15 protein-coding genes are annotated in these 18,003 nt (G+C 67.6%); 12 read left to right on the top strand and 3 right to left on the bottom strand.

From position 1 onward, the window contains the following. Window positions 1–28 precede the first annotated feature (28 nt). The 7 genes from AC5ZH6_RS23035 (at window position 29) to lysS (ending at window position 7,164) form a co-directional block, all read left to right on the top strand. Window positions 29–1,306: a DUF6779 domain-containing protein gene (locus AC5ZH6_RS23035; protein WP_014361549.1), complete on the top strand. Its 1,278-nt coding sequence runs from the start codon at window positions 29–31 to the stop codon at window positions 1,304–1,306. Between the two features lie 192 nt (window positions 1,307–1,498). Next, window positions 1,499–2,557 (top strand): Rossmann-like and DUF2520 domain-containing protein, encoded by a 1,059-nt coding sequence (locus AC5ZH6_RS23030; RefSeq protein ID WP_094602078.1) that lies wholly within the window; start codon window positions 1,499–1,501, stop codon window positions 2,555–2,557. Between the two features lie 31 nt (window positions 2,558–2,588). Continuing rightward, window positions 2,589–3,509 carry a pantoate--beta-alanine ligase gene (gene panC / locus AC5ZH6_RS23025; protein WP_094601110.1) on the top strand — a complete coding sequence of 307 codons (921 nt, stop codon included), beginning with the start codon at window positions 2,589–2,591 and terminating at the stop codon, window positions 3,507–3,509. A 70-nt stretch (window positions 3,510–3,579) separates the two neighbouring features. Then, window positions 3,580–4,014, top strand: a complete 435-nt coding sequence (gene panD, locus AC5ZH6_RS23020) for an aspartate 1-decarboxylase (protein WP_006371935.1) — start codon at window positions 3,580–3,582, stop codon at window positions 4,012–4,014. A 33-nt stretch (window positions 4,015–4,047) separates the two neighbouring features. Beyond that, the gene (locus tag AC5ZH6_RS23015) at window positions 4,048–4,848 is read left to right on the top strand and encodes a type III pantothenate kinase (RefSeq protein WP_006371936.1); all 801 of its coding nucleotides are present in this window, start codon (window positions 4,048–4,050) and stop codon (window positions 4,846–4,848) included. Between the two features lie 231 nt (window positions 4,849–5,079). Beyond that, on the top strand, window positions 5,080–5,499 hold the full coding sequence (locus AC5ZH6_RS23010; RefSeq protein ID WP_006371937.1) for a hypothetical protein: 420 nt from the start codon (window positions 5,080–5,082) through the stop codon (window positions 5,497–5,499). Between the two features lie 129 nt (window positions 5,500–5,628). Further along, window positions 5,629–7,164 (top strand): lysine--tRNA ligase, encoded by a 1,536-nt coding sequence (gene lysS / locus AC5ZH6_RS23005; protein ID WP_006371938.1) that lies wholly within the window; start codon window positions 5,629–5,631, stop codon window positions 7,162–7,164. Window positions 7,165–7,192: 28 nt separating this feature from the next. Here the strand turns inward: lysS and AC5ZH6_RS23000 are convergent, their stop codons facing one another. Then, entirely contained in the window at window positions 7,193–8,713 is a 1,521-nt protein-coding gene (locus AC5ZH6_RS23000; protein WP_006371939.1) for a bifunctional aminoglycoside phosphotransferase/ATP-binding protein, read from the bottom strand. A gap of 121 nt (window positions 8,714–8,834) precedes the next feature. Continuing rightward, entirely contained in the window at window positions 8,835–10,382 is a 1,548-nt protein-coding gene (locus tag AC5ZH6_RS22995; RefSeq protein ID WP_006371940.1) for a FadD3 family acyl-CoA ligase, read from the bottom strand. Window positions 10,383–10,425: 43 nt separating this feature from the next. Between AC5ZH6_RS22995 and AC5ZH6_RS22990 the strand changes: the two genes are divergently transcribed. From AC5ZH6_RS22990 to AC5ZH6_RS22970, 5 genes are all read left to right on the top strand, one after another. Beyond that, window positions 10,426–11,676 carry an acyl-CoA dehydrogenase family protein gene (locus tag AC5ZH6_RS22990; RefSeq protein ID WP_006371941.1) on the top strand — a complete coding sequence of 417 codons (1,251 nt, stop codon included), beginning with the start codon at window positions 10,426–10,428 and terminating at the stop codon, window positions 11,674–11,676. Further along, window positions 11,673–12,494: an SDR family oxidoreductase gene (locus AC5ZH6_RS22985; protein WP_006371942.1), complete on the top strand. Its 822-nt coding sequence runs from the start codon at window positions 11,673–11,675 to the stop codon at window positions 12,492–12,494. The genes AC5ZH6_RS22990 and AC5ZH6_RS22985 overlap by 4 nt, the downstream gene beginning before the upstream one ends. A 22-nt stretch (window positions 12,495–12,516) precedes the next feature. Further along, a complete protein-coding gene (locus AC5ZH6_RS22980; RefSeq protein WP_026919854.1) occupies window positions 12,517–13,674 on the top strand; it encodes an acetyl-CoA C-acetyltransferase in 1,158 nt (385 codons plus the stop codon). A 267-nt stretch (window positions 13,675–13,941) separates the two neighbouring features. Then, window positions 13,942–15,450: an aldehyde dehydrogenase family protein gene (locus AC5ZH6_RS22975; protein ID WP_006371944.1), complete on the top strand. Its 1,509-nt coding sequence runs from the start codon at window positions 13,942–13,944 to the stop codon at window positions 15,448–15,450. Window positions 15,451–15,501: 51 nt separating this feature from the next. Then, on the top strand, window positions 15,502–16,092 hold the full coding sequence (locus AC5ZH6_RS22970; protein WP_014361540.1) for a TetR/AcrR family transcriptional regulator: 591 nt from the start codon (window positions 15,502–15,504) through the stop codon (window positions 16,090–16,092). 246 nt (window positions 16,093–16,338) lie between these two features. Here AC5ZH6_RS22970 and AC5ZH6_RS22965 read toward each other — a convergent pair whose 3' ends face one another. Beyond that, a complete protein-coding gene (locus AC5ZH6_RS22965; protein ID WP_006371946.1) occupies window positions 16,339–17,946 on the bottom strand; it encodes an AMP-binding protein in 1,608 nt (535 codons plus the stop codon). Window positions 17,947–18,003: the final 57 nt, after the last annotated feature.

Raw genomic sequence — 18,003 nt, 5'->3', positions numbered from 1 at the left:
GACAGGTCAACGGGTAAGTTGCACAGATATGACGACCTCCACCGGCCGCTCCTCGGACCCCCGGCGCGCCGGCCGCTCGGTCGGCCAGTGGCTGCTGGGGCTGCTGATCGTGCTGGCCCTGGCGGCCAGCATCCTGATGATCTTCACCGACAACCTGTCGATCTCGGGCAGTCTCGCCGTCATCGCGGCGCTGTGGGCCGCGGTCATCGGCGCGATCCTGGTGACCCGATTCCGTAAGCAGGCCGAGACCGCCGAGGCCAAGAGCCGCGACCTGAGGCTCGTGTACGAACTCCAGCTCGAACGGGAGATCGCCGCGCGTCGTCAGTATGAGCTCGACGTCGAGACCACCATCCGCAAGGAGGTCGCCGCCGAATCCGGTGCCGAACTCGCCTCCCTCAAGGAACAGGTGATCTCGCTGCGCGCCAGCCTCGAACGGTTGCTCGGTGAAGCCCTCCCCGACGATCAGGTCGCGTTGCCCAACGAGAAGCTGCGCGAGCTCGCCTCCGGCCTCGGCGGCGGCGGGCTCGATCCCCACCAGTATTCCGCGCCCTACGGGAGTTCCGGGCGCGGTGACTCCGCCTTCGGTGGACATGGTGGCGCCTACGGCTCGCAGGGCTACGCGCCGGATCAGTACCGTCCGGAAGGCTTCGGCGCCGCCGATTTTCACGCCCCGGACGATGGTGTGGTCGCCGCACGCGATTTCGCCGAGACCGTTCCGGCCGCCGACGACGGCCGCCACGTGGAGCGCAAGGCCGACCCCAACGAGATGACCGAGGTCATCCCGATCGTCACCGACGACCCGCTGTCGGGACGCTTCGCCACGTCGACGGCCGATCATGCACAGGATTCCGCGACGTCGGAAGCCCCGGAACAACCCGGTCGCGACCAGGCGGGACGTGAACAGACCGGTCCCGAGCAGACGGCTCCCCAGCAGTCCGGTCACGACGCCGTCGATGAGCCCGCCGCGTTCGTCGACGACACCCCGACCGACGAATGGGATCGACCCGGCCCCGAGGTGTCCACGCCGGGCAGTGCCGCCGAAGCTGCCGGGGCCCGGACTGCCGATGCGTCCGGTCCGATCCCCGCGTGGTCGCGTGGTCGGCACGAAACCGCAGGCGCAGCAACCACATTCGGTGGCGGGGGGCGTCGGCGACGCCCCGAGGAGCAGCCGGAGCCGGTGGCGGTCGAGGATCCCGTCGACGACGCCGACAGCGCGCATTCCAACGGGCTTCCGGTGTCGGAACTGCTCAAGCAACTCCGCGACACCGACGCCGCGGGCGGCGGCCGTCGCCGTCGCCGCGACTGATCGCGTCCCCGCAACACCACCGCCCTGTTGACCGACCCGGTGCGGTGAGCCCCGTCACACGGGATGGATCCGGGCTGTCGCCAACGCCTACCCTGACTCTGCAACGTCCGGTACCCGGCCGTCGCGGCGCCCCACACCCGCTGTGGACGCCGCCCGGCAGCCCTCGGGACTGGAACGACCCGGAGGACAGTGGTGACCTCGTCGAACGATGACGCCCGTGTGGCGTCTGCCGGCCTACCCAGGCCGGGCGGAGACGGGTATGCCCACCACAGCGCCGCGATCCCCGGGATCACCAACCTCCCCACCCCCGCCCGACTGACCGTCGGCATCGTGTCCGCCGGACGAGTCGGCACGGCGCTCGGGGAAGCGCTCGAACGTGCCGGACACGTGGTCGGTGCCGTCGTCGCGCGTTCACCACAATCGCGCCGCCGGGTCGAGCAGCGGCTGCCGGAGTCGGCGATCCTCGACCTCGCCGACGTGGTGTCCCGATCCGAACTCCTCCTCATCTCGGTGCCCGATGCCGTCCTGCCGTCGGTGATCGCCGACATCGCCGCCACCGGCAGGGTGCGCCCGCGCACCCTGGTGGCCCACACCGCAGGGGCGCACGGCGTCGGCATCCTCGCCCCGCTGACCGCGTTGGGCGCGACCGGACTCGCGATCCACCCGGCGATGACCTTCGTCGGCACGGCCGACGACACCTCGCGGCTGACGCGGGCGTGCTTCGGGATCACCGCAGGTGATGAGGTCGGCGACGCGATCGCCGCGGCCCTCGTCATCGAGATGGGCGGTGAGCCGGTGCGGGTGGCCGAGGCCGACCGCACCCTGTATCACGCGGCGCTCGCCCACGGTGCCAACCATCTCGTCGCGCTCATCAACGATGCGGTGACCGCACTCAACCATGCGATCGCCGGTCCCGCCGGGACCGGGCAGTCGACCGCCACCGTCGACGGAAACCCGGTGCGCCTGGCCGAACGCATTCTCGGACCGCTGGTGACCGTGTCGCTGCACAACGTGCTCGACCTCGGTGCGTCGGCGTTGACGGGCCCGGTCGCACGCGGGGATGGCGCTGCCGTCGCCGCACACCTGGCCGCCTTGCGGGCACTGCCCGACGCCGATGCCGACAGTGCGGACACCGACGGTGCAGATACCGATGGGGATTCGATCGCCGAGGCCTACCGTGTGCTGGCCCGCCGCGCCGCCCACCAGTCGGATGCGCCGCAGGCGGTCCTCGATGCCCTGAGGCCCAGATGAATCCTGAGGCCCAGATGAATACGGAGCAGCGATGAGTGCCCACGTGATCGCCGACGAGGCGAACCTCTTCACCCCCGGAACCCTGACGGTGCACCGTGATCCGGCAGCACTGCACCGGGTGAGCGCGGCACTGCGCAGCACCGGACGACGGGTCGCCCTGGTGCCGACGATGGGTGCCCTGCACGCCGGGCACCTCGAACTGGTCCGCGCGGCCAAGGAACGCGGCAACACCGTCGTGATCGTGTCGATCTTCGTCAATCCGCTGCAGTTCGGTGCCGGCGAGGACCTCGACGCCTATCCGCGGACCTTCGACGCCGACCTCGAGCTGTTGGCGCCGTTGGGCGTGGAATTGGTTTTCGCGCCCACCGAGGCGGCGATGTATCCCAATGGCCGGCGCACCATGATCCATCCCGGACCGGCCGGCGATATCCTCGACGGTGCCTCGCGCCCAGGGCATTTCGCCGGAATGCTCACCGTCGTCAACAAACTTCTGCACATCGCGGCGCCGCACACGGCGTACTTCGGGGAGAAGGACTACCAACAACTGGTGCTCATCAGTCAGATGGTCGCCGACCTGAACATGGACGTCGAGATCGTCGGTGTCCCCACCGTCCGCGAGGCCGACGGTCTCGCGATGAGTTCTCGCAACCGCTACCTCTCCGCCGAGCAGCGCCAACTCGCCACCACCCTGTCGGCCGCGCTGACCGCGGGCTCGCACGCCGCTCCGAAGGGCGCCGACGCCATTCTGGCTGTGGCGCAGGAGGTTTTGTCCTCGGAGCCCGAGATCGAACTCGACTATCTCGCCCTGCGGGGCCGGTCGTTGGAAGAACCGCCGGACAAGGGCCACGGGCGGTTGCTGGTCGCGGCCCGCCTCGGCGCGGCGCGGCTGATCGACAACGTCGGCGTCGCGATCGGATTGAGCCTCGAAGAACGCGAGGCCAGGTCCGAATGACCCGTCGACAACCGTTGCGACTCAAACCACTTCTCTGCCAACCCTGTCCACGACATCGGAGGAACCGCACATGCTGCGCACCATGATGACCTCGAAGATCCACCGCGCCACCGTGACCCAGGCCGACCTGCACTATGTCGGATCGGTGACCATCGACGCCGACCTGCTCGAGGCCGCCGATCTCCTCGAGGGTGAGCAGGTCACCATCGTCGACATCACCAACGGTGCCCGCCTGGAGACCTACGCGATCGCCGGTGAGCGAGGTACCGGGGTCATCGGGATCAACGGGGCCGCAGCACATCTCGTCCACCCCGGCGACCTGGTGATCATCATCGCCTACGGCATCCTCGATGAGCGGGAGATCGCCGAGTACGCACCGCACGTGGTCTTCGTCGACGAACACAACCGGGTTCTCGAGCAGGGGACCGACCCGGCCCGCGCGCCCGAGGGTTCGGGATTGCGCGATCCCCGGCACGCCGACGACCTCGCCGCCACTCATGCGTGAGGTCGGCCACCCTCTGACGGTCGGCCCCCGCTGATGCTGCTCACCGTCGAGATCGGTAACACGAACACCCATCTCGGCGTGTTCGCCGGTACGGGCGCGCATGCGCGATTGGTCCGCGATTGGCGCCTGCACACCGAACCCGAGCGCACCGCAGACGAATTGGCGTTGCTGATCCAGGGACTCCTCGGCTCCGACATCGAGCAGGTCACCAGTGTCGCGGCGCTGTCGACGGTACCGTCGCTGTTGCGCGAGGTCCGGGTGATGGTCGGCCGGTACTTCGACAACCCGCACAACGTCATCCTGGAACCCGGTGTGCGCACCGGGGTTCCGCTACTGGTCGACAATCCCAAAGAGGTGGGGACCGACCGTGTCGCGAATTGCCTTGCGGCCTATCACACCTACGGCGGGCCGACCATCGTAGTGGCGTGCGGGACGGCCACCGTGGTCGACGCGGTGTCGGTCAAGGGCGAGTTCCTCGGCGGCGCCATCGCACCCGGCGTCGACCTCGGTGTCGAGGCGCTCAGCGAACACACCGTCACCGTGCGCAAGGTGGAGTTGATGCCGCCGCGCAGCGTCCTGGGGAAGAACACGGTCGAGGCCCTGCAGTCGGGCATCCTGTTCGGGTTCGCCGGTCAGATCGACGGCCTGGTGAACCGCATCCGCACCACGGTCGCCGGTTTCGACGGCGACGACGTCACCGTCGTGGCCACCGGTTACCTGGCGCCCCTGATGTTCGAGGAGTGCCCGACGCTGACCACCCACCACAGCCATCTCACCCTCGAGGGCCTGCGTCTGGTGCACGAACGCACCAAGGCGGCCGTGCGACGCAAATAGCGCCGACAGCGCTCGCCACCGCGCCGACAGCGCCCACGCGAGGGAAGCAGATCGACTTTTGCTCGCCCGGTGCACAAAACCCCGCTGACCCTGGACCCGCTGGCGTTCACTGTGGCAAACTGTCCGACGTGATCAAGAGCTGTCAGGAGTGTTGTCAGGGCTGAGTCCGCATCTGCGGCCGCCCTCCTTCGCGCTCCCCGCTCACTTTTCGATCACTCGAGGTTTCTCACCATGACCGCATCGGTCCAGGTTCTCGCACCCGTCTCTGCTCCCGCACCCAACGGCCTGCTGTCGCTGCAGGTCAGCCACTATGCCGAGGCTGTCGCGGCTGGAGCCGTTCCCGTCGACATCCGCAGCCACCGCAAGCGTCAGGCCGATGGGGCCTTGATCGGGGCACTCGCACTCGACGCCGCCGAGGCACTCGATCTGCTCACCCCCGGATCGCCGACGGCACTGCGCTCGGCCACCCACGACGCCCGCTGGATTCTCGTCTCCGACGACGGCCACGAAGCCGAATGGCTGAGCTGGCATCTGCAGGCGCGTGGGGTGAGCGGGGCGGTGTTCGTGGTCGGCGGTCACCGCGGCCTGCGCCGCGCCGGTATCAACGGCCGGATCAGCCAGGCCGAGCTCGACATCTTCTCGGTGCACTGACAGCGGGGCACCTGACAGCGGTGCACTGACAGCGGGGCACCTGACAGCGGGGGCGCTGATGGCGGGCGCACCGAACGGACAGCTCGCCGAACTTGGTGGACGCCACCACCACCGAATACGCTCACGGACGTGAGTGACGCGCCCGACGAGACGATTGCCGACGAGCAGACCCCCGAACAACTCCGCATCCGGCGGGAGAAGCGGGAACGGATTCTCGACGAGGGCCGTGAGGCCTACCCGGTGGCGATCCCGCGCACGCATGCACTTTCGGAGATCCGTGCACAATTCCCCGACCTGGAGGCCGGCACCGAGACCGGTGAGATGGTCGGCGTCGCCGGCCGCGTCATCTTCCTGCGCAACAAGGGCAAGCTCTGCTTCGCCACGCTGCAGGAAGGCGACGGCACCCAACTGCAGGCGATGATCTCCTTCAACGGCGTCGGCGAGGAGTCGCTTGCGCGCTGGAAGGCCGAGGTCGACCTCGGCGACATCGTCTTCGTCCACGGCCAGGTGATCAGCTCTCGCACCGGAGAGTTGTCGGTGATGGCCGACGCCTGGGAGATGGCCTCGAAGTCGTTGCGTCCCTTGCCCGTCGCGCACAAGGAGATGAACGAGGAGACCCGGGTGCGGCAGCGCTACGTGGATCTCATCATGCGGCCGGAAGCGCGCTCGATCGCCCGCACCAGGATCTCGGTGATGGCCGAACTGCGTGCGGCGCTGGGTAAGCGGGGATTTCTCGAGGTCGAGACGCCGATGCTGCAAACCCTGCACGGCGGCGCCGCGGCGCGGCCGTTCGTCACCCATTCCAACGCCTTCGACATCGATCTCTACCTGCGGATCGCGCCGGAACTGTTCCTCAAGCGTTGCATCGTCGGCGGTATCGAGCGCGTCTTCGAGATCAACCGCAACTTCCGCAACGAGGGCGCCGACTCCACGCATTCGCCGGAGTTCGCGATGCTCGAGACCTATCAGGCCTACGGCACCTATGACGACGCCGCGGTCATGACTCGTGAACTTGTCCAAGAGGTTTCGCAAGGTGCCCTGGGAACACTGACCCCGACGATGCCCGACGGCGAGGTCTACGACCTCTCCGGCGAGTGGACGTCGTTGCAGATGTATCCCTCACTGTCGGAGGCGCTCGGGCAAGAGATCGTGCCCGACGGTGGCGCCGATCATCCCGGTACCACCGTCGACGAGTTGCTGGACATCGCGGCGAAGGTCGGTCTGGAGATCCCGAAGGGCAAGGGCTACGGGCACGGCAAGCTCGTCGAGGAGTTGTGGGAGCACATGGTCGGCGAGAAGCTCTCGCAGCCGGTGTTCGTCCGCGACTTCCCGGTCGAGACCTCGCCACTGGTCCGCGCGCATCGCAGCGTGCCCGGCGTCGTCGAGAAGTGGGACCTCTACGTCCGTGGATTCGAGCTGGCCACCGGATACTCCGAGCTCATCGACCCGGTCATCCAGCGTGCGCGCTTCGTCGACCAGGCTCGTCTGGCCGCCGCCGGCGACGACGAGGCCATGCGCCTCGACGAGGAGTTCCTCACCGCCATGGAGTACGGCATGCCGCCGACCGCGGGCACCGGTATGGGCATCGACCGGCTGCTGATGGCGCTGACCGGCCTCGGCATCCGCGAAACGATCCTGTTCCCGCTGGTCAAGCCGATCAGCTGAGCGAAGGTAGGGGAAGAACGTTCTTCCCCTACTCTTTCGTTCGTCCCCGGGAGATTTCCTGCGGACGAACGGAATTCCTCAGGAAGAACGACGGGTCGGCGTGCGCGTCGACGTGGATCCACTCGTCAGGCGGTTCGAGTGTCGCGGTCTGCCCTCTCGCCACCGACTCGTCGGCGTCGGAGGCATCGGGCCCCCGATGCGTGATGCGGGAGATGCGTTCGGCCTCATCGAGTTCCAGCCACCATCCGGTGAAGTCGACGCCGGTCTCGGTGGCCACCGAGGCGATCGCCTGTTGCTGTGTGGCTCTGCCGAAGACGGCGTCGGCGACGACACTCATGCCGCCTGCGAGATCCGTTGTGGCCAGCCGGTTCAGCTCGTCGTAGACCGCCGACCGGGCCTGCGGTGTGTAGGCCGAGCGCGGGAGCTTCTCGGTCTCGCCGACACCGGCGAGCCGCTTGCGCAGGACGTCGGTGCGCAGGATCCGTGCACCCGGCGCGGGCTCGAGGTCCCCACCGATCGCGCGGGCGACGGTGGTCTTCCCGGTGCCCGACCCACCGCCGATCGCCATCAGCCGCGGCGCGACCGGCTCGGTGAACCCCAGCGCGAGCGACAGGTAACGCGTGGCGTCGTCGACGGCGTCCGCGGCGGCGCTGACGTGCGCACGGACCGTCGCCCGCACGGCGAGCATGATCGGCAGCAGACAGAACCCGTCCTCGTCGTCGGGGGAGCGGTCCAGGTACTGGTTCACGACGACGTTCGCCTCATGTCGCAGGTCCCGCGCCCACAGGTCCATCAGCAGAAACGCGAGGTCGTAGAGCACGTCGGTGGTCGCCATCTCCTCGTCGAACTCCAGGCAGTCGAAGGGCACGGGACGGCCGTCGATGATCGCGATGTTGCCCAGGTGCAGGTCGCCGTGGACGCGCCGCACCCGCCCCCGGCGGGCCCGGGCGTCGAGGGTCTCGGAGCGCTCGGTGATCATCGCGGTGATGCGGCTCGTCAGACGCCGCGCCGCAGCGGGATCGATGACATCAGGGAAGACCGACATACTCGCCAGGTTCCCGTCGACGACCTCCTGCAACCGGGCCGCACCGTGCGGATCGTCGCGGATCGGCGAGGACGCATGGAGGTCGACGACGCTCTCGGCGAGCGTTCGGAGAAACGCGTCGTCGAGGTTGCCGGGCTCGGCACGGTGGACCAGGAGTGCGTCGTCGTCGAAGCGTGTCATCTCGAGTACCCAGTCGACGGTCTCGCCGGGTCCGTCGAGGGTGAGGCTGCCGTCATCGGCACGTCGGATCGCATGCACGGCGCGATAGACCTCGGGCGCGAACCGGCGATTGAGTGTCAGCTCCTGCTGCAGGACGTCGTGGCGTAGCTCTGGGGTGGAGAAGTCGAAGAACCGCAGGCGCACAGGGCGTTTCATCTTCCATGCGTGGGTGCCGTTGAGGAAGACGACGGCGCCGTGGGTGACGATCCGATCGGTGGGCAGGTCGGGGTCGAGGGCGCCTGCCGCGGTGAGGAGCTCGGTCGTGGGGTCGGGGTTGGTCGACACAGTCCCATCCGACCACAGTCGCTCGGATCGTGCCGACCGGGCCCTCGCCGTTCTTCCCCTACTTTCCCCTTCTTCCCCGGGAAATCTCCAGGGGAAGAACCGAAAGCTAGGGGAAGAACCTTCACCCCAACTCGCGCTTGAGGATCTTCCCGGCCGCGTTGCGCGGGAAGGCGTCGAGGAAGACCACCGACCGCGGCACCTTGAAGTTCGCCAGATGTTCGCGGGCGTAGGCGATCACACGGTCTTCGTCGAGGTCGGCGCCGTCGCGGACGGTGAGATAGGCCCGGCCCACCTCACCCAGTCGGTCGTCGGGGACGCCGATCACGGCGGATTCGGTGACGCCGTCGAGGCGGGCGAGGGTCTGTTCGACCTCGGCCGGGTAGACGTTGAAGCCGCCGCAGATGTACATGTCCTTGAGGCGGTCGGTGATCCGCAGATTACCGCGTTCGTCGATGGTGCCGATGTCGCCGGTGTGCAGCCAGCCGTCGGCGTCGATCGTCTCGGCCTTCGCCTGGGGGTTGTCGAGGTAGCCGCGCATGACCATCTTTCCGCGCGCGAGTACCTCACCCTGCTCCGACACCGCGATCTCCATGCCGTCGAAAGCGCGCCCGCAGGTGCTTGCGACGGTTTCGTCATCGTCGTCCGGGGTGCAGGTGGAGACGAACCCGCTGGCCTCGGTCAGCCCGTAGGCGGTGATGACGGTGTCGACGCCGAGGTCACGCTGGATGCGTTCGACGAGGACGACCGGAACGATCGCCGCACCGGTCACCACCAGCCGTAGTGACGAGAGATCGAGGCTCTCGCGAGCGGGGTCGTCGAGGATGGTCTGGAAGATCGTCGGCGCTCCCGGGAAGACGGTGATCCGTTGCGCAGCAACCTGCTTCATCGCCTCGGCGGGCGAATACACGGCTTGCGGGAACATCGCCGACCCGAACAGCACGCACGGCAGGATGCCCGCCTTGTAGCCGAAGGTGTGGAAGTACGGGTTCACCATGAGATAGCGGTCGTCGGGGGACAGGCGGCCGTTGGCGCCCCACGCGTGTGAACCCGCGACGGTCTGCTGATGTTCGGCCAGCACGCCTTTGGATGTGCCGGTGGTACCCGAGGTGAACAGGATGTCGGAGAGGTCGTCGGGGGTGACGGCGTCGGCGCGCGCACGGGCCTGCGCGCGGGTCTCGTCGGTGGCACGGTCGAGGAAATCGCTCCAGTCGAGTGCGCCGTCGGGCGCCGCGCCCTTGTCCGACAAGCCAATCCGCACCACGAGGTCCGGCATCGCATCGCGATGGGTGGTCATGAGTTCGGCAGCGTGATCGGCTCCGAGGAACTCGCCGGAGACGACGACGGCACGCACCCCTGCCCGCTCGATCACGTCGACGGCCTCGCCGGCGGTGTAGCGGGTGTTGAGCGGTACGAGCACCGCACCGGCGTAATGGATGCCCAGTGCCGCAACCGGCCAGTGATGGCTGTTGGGTGACCACACCGCCACCCGATCCCCGTGCTCCACCCCCGACGCGATCAGGGCGGCGGCCGTATCGACGACCCGATCATGCAATTGTGACCACGAGTACTCGACCGGACTGCTCCACTGGGTATCGACGAGGGCGAGACGATCCGGCCACTCGCGGGCCGCCCGACGCAGCGCGGACGGGGTCGTCGAGACGCTCTCCATGCTCCCCAACCTAGCACTTGCTTGGTAGGTTATGCTAGCGGCCATGACCTCGATCGATCTCGCCGACAGATCCCTGGATCTCGGTGAATGGGCAGCTCGGACGCCCGACGCCGACGCGGAGTTCGCCGTGGCGGTCCGGGGGTGGCTCGAGGAGAACCTCGCCGGGAGCTTCGCGTCGTTGCGAGGTCGGGGCGGTCCCGGCAGTGAACACGAGTTCTTCACCGAGCGCCTCGAGTGGGATCGTCACCTCGCGCGCGCCGGATGGACGTGTTTGGGCTGGCCGACGCGCTACGGCGGCCGCGGTGCCACGCTGGCCCAGCGCATCATCTTCCACGAGGAGTACGCGCGCGCCGATGCGCCCGCCCGGGTCAACCATCTCGGCGAAGAGCTTCTCGGTCCGACGCTCATCGAATTCGGGACCGACGAGCAGAAACAGCGATTCCTGCCCGGCATCGTCGACGTGACCGAACTCTGGGCACAGGGCTACTCCGAGCCGGGTGCCGGCTCGGATCTCGCGGGCGTGGCGACCACGGCGAGTCCGGCCGACGGACGGTGGCAGATCAACGGGCAGAAGATCTGGACGTCCTTGGCGCACGTCGCACAGTGGGCGTTCGTGCTCTGTCGCACCGAGCCGGGCTCGACGCGGCACAAGGGGCTGAGCTTTCTGCTCGTCCCCCTCGATCAGGAGGGCGTCACCGTCCGGCCCATCCAACAGCTCACCGGCACATCGGAATTCAACGAGGTGTTCTTCGACGATGCGGTCACCGATGCCGACAACATCGTCGGCGAGCCCGGTGACGGATGGAAGGTCGCCATGGGACTGCTGCAATTCGAGCGCGGCGTCTCCACCCTCGGACAGCAGGTCGGTTTCGCACGTGAACTCGACGCGGTCACCGATCTCGCGCGCAGCAACGGTGCCCTCGACAATCCCGAGATCGCCACCCGCATCGCGCGCGCCGGTATCGGCCTGCGCGTGATGCGAGCCCATGCGCCGGCGGTGCTCGACGGCGTTCCCGGTGCCGACTCGGTCGGAAAACTCTTGTGGTCCAACTGGCATCGCGATCTCGGCGAGCTGGGAATGGCCGTGCGCGGAGCGTCGGCGTTGATCGGACCCGCCACGACCGCCGAGGGTGCGTTCAACGACCTCACCGATCCCGAACACGTCGAACTCGACGAATGGCAACGGCTGTACCTGTTCACTCGCGCCGACACCATCTACGGCGGCTCGAACGAGGTGCAGCGCAACATCATCGCCGAGCGTGTGCTCGGCCTACCCCGAGAGGCCCGTGCATGACCATCCCGGACACCGAGAACCGTCGTTCACCGTTGGCCGACCCACCGACGGAGACGCCCGGGCACGGACTCCTGTCGGGACGCAAGGTCGTGGTCACCGCGGCCGCGGGAACCGGCATCGGATTCGCCACCGCCAGAAGGGCACTGCTCGAAGGTGCCGATGTTCTCATCAGCGACTGGCACGAACGCCGGCTCGGCGAGGCCGCCCAGAAACTGTCCGCGGAGTTCGGTGACCGGACGGTCGCACAGGCAACCTGCGACGTCTCCGACACCGCGCAGGTCGATGCGCTGATCACCCGTGCCGCAGACGAACTCGGCCGCATCGACGTCCTGGTCAACAACGCCGGACTCGGCGGTGAGACGCCGGTCGCCGACATGACCGACGAACAGTGGGACCGCGTCGTCGACATCACCCTCAACGGCACCTTCCGCGCCACTCGTGCTGCCCTGCGCTACTTCCGGGCCGTGGAACACGGCGGCGTCATCGTCAACAACGCCTCGGTACTGGGCTGGCGCGCCCAACGCGGACAAGCCCACTACGCCGCCGCCAAGGCCGGTGTGATGGCACTGACCCGTTGTGCCGCAGTCGAAGCCGCCGACTTTGGGGTGCGCATCAATGCGGTCGCGCCGTCGATAGCCAAACATCCCTTCCTGGCGAAGGTCACCAGCGACGAACTGCTCGACGAGCTCGCCGCGCACGAAGCCTACGGACGTGCCGCAGAGGTCTGGGAGGTCGCGGCCACCATCGCGATGCTCGCCAGCGACTACACCACCTATCTCACCGGCGAGGTCGTCTCGATCTCCAGCCAGCGAGCCTGACCCCGATCACCCACCAGGAGAACTGATGTCACCCCAGGCCTACATCGTCGACGTCGTCCGCACACCGGTCGGCAAGCGTAACGGCTCGCTGGCCAAGACCCATCCCGCCGATCTCGGCGCCCACGTCATCACCGCGATCCTCGAGCGCACCGGCATCGACCCGATGATCGTCGACGACGTCGTCTTCGGTTGCGTCGACGCCATCGGGCCACAGGCGGGCAACATCGCCCGCACCGCGTGGCTCGCCGCCGGTGGGCCGCTCGCCATCCCGGGCACCACCGTCGACCGGCAATGCGGATCCTCGCAGCAGGCGATCCATTTCGCCGCGCAGGGCGTGATGAGCGGTACCCAGGACGTGGTGCTCGCCGGCGGTGTGCAGAACATGAGCGCCATCCCGATCAGTCAGGCCATGATCGCCGGTCAGGAGTTCGGATTCACCACGCCGACAGCCGAATCCGCCGGGTGGCGGGAGCGCTTCGGTGACGCCGAGATCTCGCAGTTCGCGGGCGCGGATGCGATGGCAGTGCGCTGGGACATCAGCCGTGAGGACATGGAGGCGTGGGCGCTGCAGTCACATCAGCGCGCGGCACAGGCCATCGCCGCGGGTCATTTCGACAACGAGCTCGCGCCGCTCGGTGACTGCGTCGTCGACGAATGTCCGCGCCAGACATCGCTGGAGAAGATGGCCGGGCTCGCACCGTTGGCGCAAGGATCGCGCCTGACGGCCGCCGTCGCCTCGCAGATCTCCGACGGCGCATCGGCCGCGCTGGTGGTGTCCGAGAAGGCGCTGACCGACTACGGGCTGACCCCGCGGGCCCGCATCCATCACCTCTCGGTGCGCGGCGACGACCCGGTCATGATGCTGTCCGCGCCGATCCCCGCAACCGCGTACGCGCTGGACAAGACGGGCCTGTCCATCGACGACATCGACGTCATCGAGATCAACGAGGCGTTCGCGTCGGTGGTGCTGGCCTGGCTCAAGGAGACCGGCGCCGACCCGGCGAAGGTCAACCCCAACGGCGGTGCCATCGCCCTCGGCCATCCGCTCGGTGCGACCGGTGCCAAACTCTTCGCCACCCTGCTGAACGAACTCGAACGCACCGGCGGCCGGTACGGGCTGCAGACGATGTGCGAGGGCGGTGGCACGGCCAACGTGACCATCATCGAGCGGCTGGGCTGACCCGTCAACTCGCCGACACCGCCCGCCACGATGCCGGTAGCGCTTTGCCGAGCGCCGTCGACGCCATGGCGAGCGCTATCGGCGCAAACTCGAGCGCTGTGGGCGCAAAATCGAGCGCTGTCGGCGATATGACGAGTGCTGTCGCGAGGGATCTGGGAACACGTGTAGCCACATCACTGTGACGTGACGCATACTATGGAGGAACGAGCGAGCGTAAACGTCTCAGCGACGGTCGCGAGACGCCGCTCGACCTTGGGAGGGTGGCGAATGACCAAACCTGCTGACGTGACCAGCAAGATCGAGGGACGTGTCTCGTCGGAGGCGCATTCGATGACCGAACTGCTCGAGATCCAGCGTGCGGCGTTCCTGCGGGACGGTATCCCGGACGCGGCGACCCGCATCGACCGCATCACCAGGCTGTCGTCGCTGCTGCTCGATCACGGTGACGAGATCGCCGAGGCGCTGACCGTTGACTTCGGTTCGCGGCCAAGGGAACTGAGCATCGCCGCGGACGTCGCGGGCTGCATGATCGACCTCACCCACCAGCGCCGCGGGGTCAAGGAGTGGATGGCCGATTCGGTCTCGGCGCGCGTGCAGGGAGCCCTCGGCTTCAAGCAGCGGGTGCGTCACGATCCGCTGGGCGTGGTCGGCATCATGGGCCCCTGGAATTTCCCGCTGCAGCTGACCTTCGTGCCCGCGGCGTCGGCGTTCGCGGCCGGCAACCGGGTGCTGATGAGACCGTCGTCGATCACCGCGCGCACCACCGGCGTGATCGCCAAGTACGCCCCCGACTACTTCTCGATCGAGGAACTCGCGGTCATCACGCCCAAGCACGGGTCGGGATCGGATTTCGCGAAACTCAAGGTCGACCACATGTTCTTCACCGGTTCGCCCGAGGTCGGTTCCTCGGTGGCCCAGGAGGCCGCAAAGAACCTTGTGCCGGTCACCCTCGAGCTCGGCGGCAAGAACCCGGCCGTCGTCGACGTCTCCGCCGACATCGACAAGGCGGCAAAGATGCTCGCCGACGCCCGGATGGTCAACGGCGGTCAGGTCTGCCTGTGCCCCGACTACGTCTTCGTGCCGGAGGCCAAACTCGGCGAGTTCACCGACAAGGTGATGGCCCGCTGGACCGCCAACTTCGCGACGATCTACGACAATCCCGAGTACACCTCGACGATCAACCAGAAGAACTACGAGCGCATCATCGGGCTGATCGACGACGCGGTCTCACTCGGTGCCGAGAAGCGACAGGTCATCCCCGGTGGTGAACCGCTGCCGTCGGCCGAGCGTCGCAAGATCCCGCCGACCCTGCTCACCGGGGTCAAGTCGGGGATGAAGATCACCGAGGACGAGGTCTTCGGTCCGGTGCTGACGGTCTACCCGTACCGGGATCTCACCGAGGCGATCAGTTACATCGCCGGCCATCCGCACCCGCTGACGATGTACTGGTGCGGCGACGACAACGACAACTTCGCACGGCTGGCCGACAACACCCGCAGCGGATCGATCAACGGAAACGACTTCGCCCTGCACATGTTCGGTGCCGAACTGCCGTTCGGTGGCATCGGGCGTAGTGGGATGGGCAGCTACCACGGCAAGACCGGCTTCGAGACCTTCAGTCATGCACGCGCCGTGGCGTTCTCGACGATGCCGTTCACCGTTGCCGAGATGATGTCGCCGCCGTTCACCAATCGCGACAAGAAGATGGCCAACGGACAGCTGAAGCTGTGGACCAAGCTCAATGCGCGAGCGCAGAAGAAGGTGCGCAAGCGCTGAATCCTCTCACGGGAGCCACCCCCGTACCCAAGCGCTTGCTAGGGTACGGGGGTGGCGCCACGTAACGGAACTTCCCGACGCGACGAACTGCTGACGACGGCGAGTCGGATGTTCGCGGAGCAGGGTCTGCGGTCGACGACCGTGCGTGACATCGCCGATGCCGCAGGCATTCTCTCGGGGAGTCTCTATCATCACTTCGATTCCAAGGAGTCGATGGTCGACGAGATCCTGCGGGGTTTCCTCGACGCCTTGTTCGCCCGCTATCGGCAGATCGCCGACGCCGGTCTGTCGGCCGCCGAGACGTTGCGGCAGTTGGTGATTGCCTCATTCGAGTCCATCGACGCCGATCACCATGCTGTGGCCATCTATCAGGACGAGGCCAAGCGCCTTGCCCCGCAAGATCGTTTCTCCTATATCGGCGACCGCAATGAAGAGTTTCGCGGGCTGTGGCATTCGGTGCTGGCGCGTGGGGTCGCCGATGGTGAGTTCCGCGCCGACCTCGACGTCGAACTCGTCTACCGCTTCCTGCGTGACACGGTGTGGGTGGCGGTCCGCTGGTATCGGCCGGGCGGATCGTTGAGCGTGGAGCAGATCGCCGACCAATACTTGTCGGTGGTCCTCGACGGCATCCTGCCGCGCTGAGATCTCCTTGACTTAGGTAACCCTTGCTTCCGGCTGGCTGTCCGCGTTAACGAGGTGATCGCCTCGGCGGCAACGGTCGTCCCGTTCGTGGGAATCGTGGAACTGGGTCGGGCCTGCTGCTCGACGGGCCGGTGCAGACCGCGCGGGTCTGACATCGGACGGCGCGACGAACCGTTGGCGCGCGGTGGCACCTACGTCGACTTCTGGACGCGGCGCAACGCCGCGGCGGGGTGGACGATGACGGTCTCAGCCGACGTGTGAGTTGCCGGCGGTCACCTCGTCGAGCCAGGCGCGGGTGACCTTTCCGGTTGCGGTGCGGGCGATCTCGTCGACGAAGACGATGTCGCGCGGGACACGTGAGCGCGACAGCTCCCGGCCGATGTGTTCCTTGAGGGCGGTGTCGTCGACGTCGTGGCCCGCGCGGCGGGCGACCACCGCCGAGAGCCGTTGACCGAAATCGGCGTCGTCCACGGTGAAGACCGTGGCGTCGGCGACACCGGGGTGACGGTGCAGTGCGAGTTCGACCTCTTCGGGGTAGACGTTCTCACCGCCGGAGACGATCATCGAGTCCGATCGACCGCGGACGTACAAGCGGCCGGCGCCGTCGAGGTAACCCGTGTCGCCGGTGGCGACCATGCCGTCGACGCTGTGTTTGGAGCTTCCATCGGTATACGAACGCATCTGGGCTCCGGTGCGGACGTAGATATCGCCGACCCGTCCGGGTCCGACGGGCATGCCGTCGATGAGGATCGCCACCCGGACACCGAGCGGAGCGGACCCGGCGCAGGACGGGTCGTGCGCGAGGTCGGCGGGGGTGGCGATGGTGATGTAGGAGACCTCGGTGGCGCCGTAGAGGTTGTGCAACACCGGGCCGAACCGTTCGGTGACGGCGGTGACGAGATCGGGGTCGAGTCGCGCGCCGCCCGACCCGAGGATGCGCAGACGACCGGATAGTGGTTGCAGCACTGCGTCGTCGAGATCCATGATCCGCTTCAGCATCGTCGGTACCGCGACGAAGGCGGTGCAGTTCTCGGCAAGCATCGTTGCCACGGCACGCTCGGCGGAGAACCGCCCGTCGAAGACGAGGGTGGCCCCGGCGAGCAGTCCGGTGAGGGTGGCGATCAGGCCCCATCCGTGAAATGCCGGCGGCGCCAGGTAGATCACGTCGGATCGACGCAGCGGGATCTTCTCCAGCAGTCCGGCCAGCGTCGAGAGCATGGTCAGCGGAGAACTGCTGCGGGCTGCGCCGCGGGGCACGCCGGAGGTTCCGGAGGTGAGGATGACCAGCTCGGGATTGCCATGCGCGCGTGGGGGAATGGAATCGTCGGCGGCGGCGAGCACCGAGTCGAGGTCTTCGGTGCGGATGGTGCGCACTCCCGTGAGCTCCGACAGCCGACCGGTGAATTCGTCGTCGTGGAGCAACAGATCGATGTGCTCGCGCTCGCATATGGTCGTCAGCTGCGTGGAACCCATGTCGGTGTTGAGAAAGACCACCCGAACACCGCCGGCGAGTGCTCCGAGCAGGGCGATCACCAGCTGCGCACTGTTGCGGCACATGATGCCGACGGTCGGGCGTTCGCGGGTGGTGTCGAGGTCACGCAACACCGTGATCCACCGGCGGGTGGCGGTGGCGAGGTCACGGTAGGTCAGCGGAACCCCGCGGTCGACGACGGCGACCGAGTCGCCGAACCGGGCGGCGAGCACCTCGGTCAGCATCGCTCCACCGCCGGCTCGAGCGGCGCGAAGCGACCTGGGTAGTTCGGTCGGGCCGGGCAGGATGCCGGCGCGGGCGAGCCGGCCCGTGGCGCGGAGTTCGACGGCGATCCGGCGCAGGCCGGCGAGGCTGTGGGTCACCGACAGGATTCTGCCTCAAAGAAACGAATCGATCAATATGTGCCAACAACGGAGCGG

The organism is Gordonia sp. YC-XJ4 (genome assembly GCF_059511865.1).
This window is presented reverse-complemented; position numbering and strand designations above follow the sequence as displayed.

Coding starts and splice junctions, on each gene's coding strand:
- panC (WP_094601110.1), top strand. CDS start 2,589: ATGAGTGCCCACGTGATCGCCGACGAGGCGAACCTCTTCACCCCCGGA.
- AC5ZH6_RS23010 (WP_006371937.1), top strand. CDS start 5,080: ATGACCGCATCGGTCCAGGTTCTCGCACCCGTCTCTGCTCCCGCACCC.
- AC5ZH6_RS22985 (WP_006371942.1), top strand. CDS start 11,673: ATGACCATCCCGGACACCGAGAACCGTCGTTCACCGTTGGCCGACCCA.
- AC5ZH6_RS22975 (WP_006371944.1), top strand. CDS start 13,942: ATGACCAAACCTGCTGACGTGACCAGCAAGATCGAGGGACGTGTCTCG.
- AC5ZH6_RS23035 (WP_014361549.1), top strand. CDS start 29: ATGACGACCTCCACCGGCCGCTCCTCGGACCCCCGGCGCGCCGGCCGC.
- AC5ZH6_RS23015 (WP_006371936.1), top strand. CDS start 4,048: ATGCTGCTCACCGTCGAGATCGGTAACACGAACACCCATCTCGGCGTG.
- panD (WP_006371935.1), top strand. CDS start 3,580: ATGCTGCGCACCATGATGACCTCGAAGATCCACCGCGCCACCGTGACC.
- AC5ZH6_RS22990 (WP_006371941.1), top strand. CDS start 10,426: ATGACCTCGATCGATCTCGCCGACAGATCCCTGGATCTCGGTGAATGG.
- AC5ZH6_RS22995 (WP_006371940.1), bottom strand. CDS start 10,382: ATGGAGAGCGTCTCGACGACCCCGTCCGCGCTGCGTCGGGCGGCCCGC.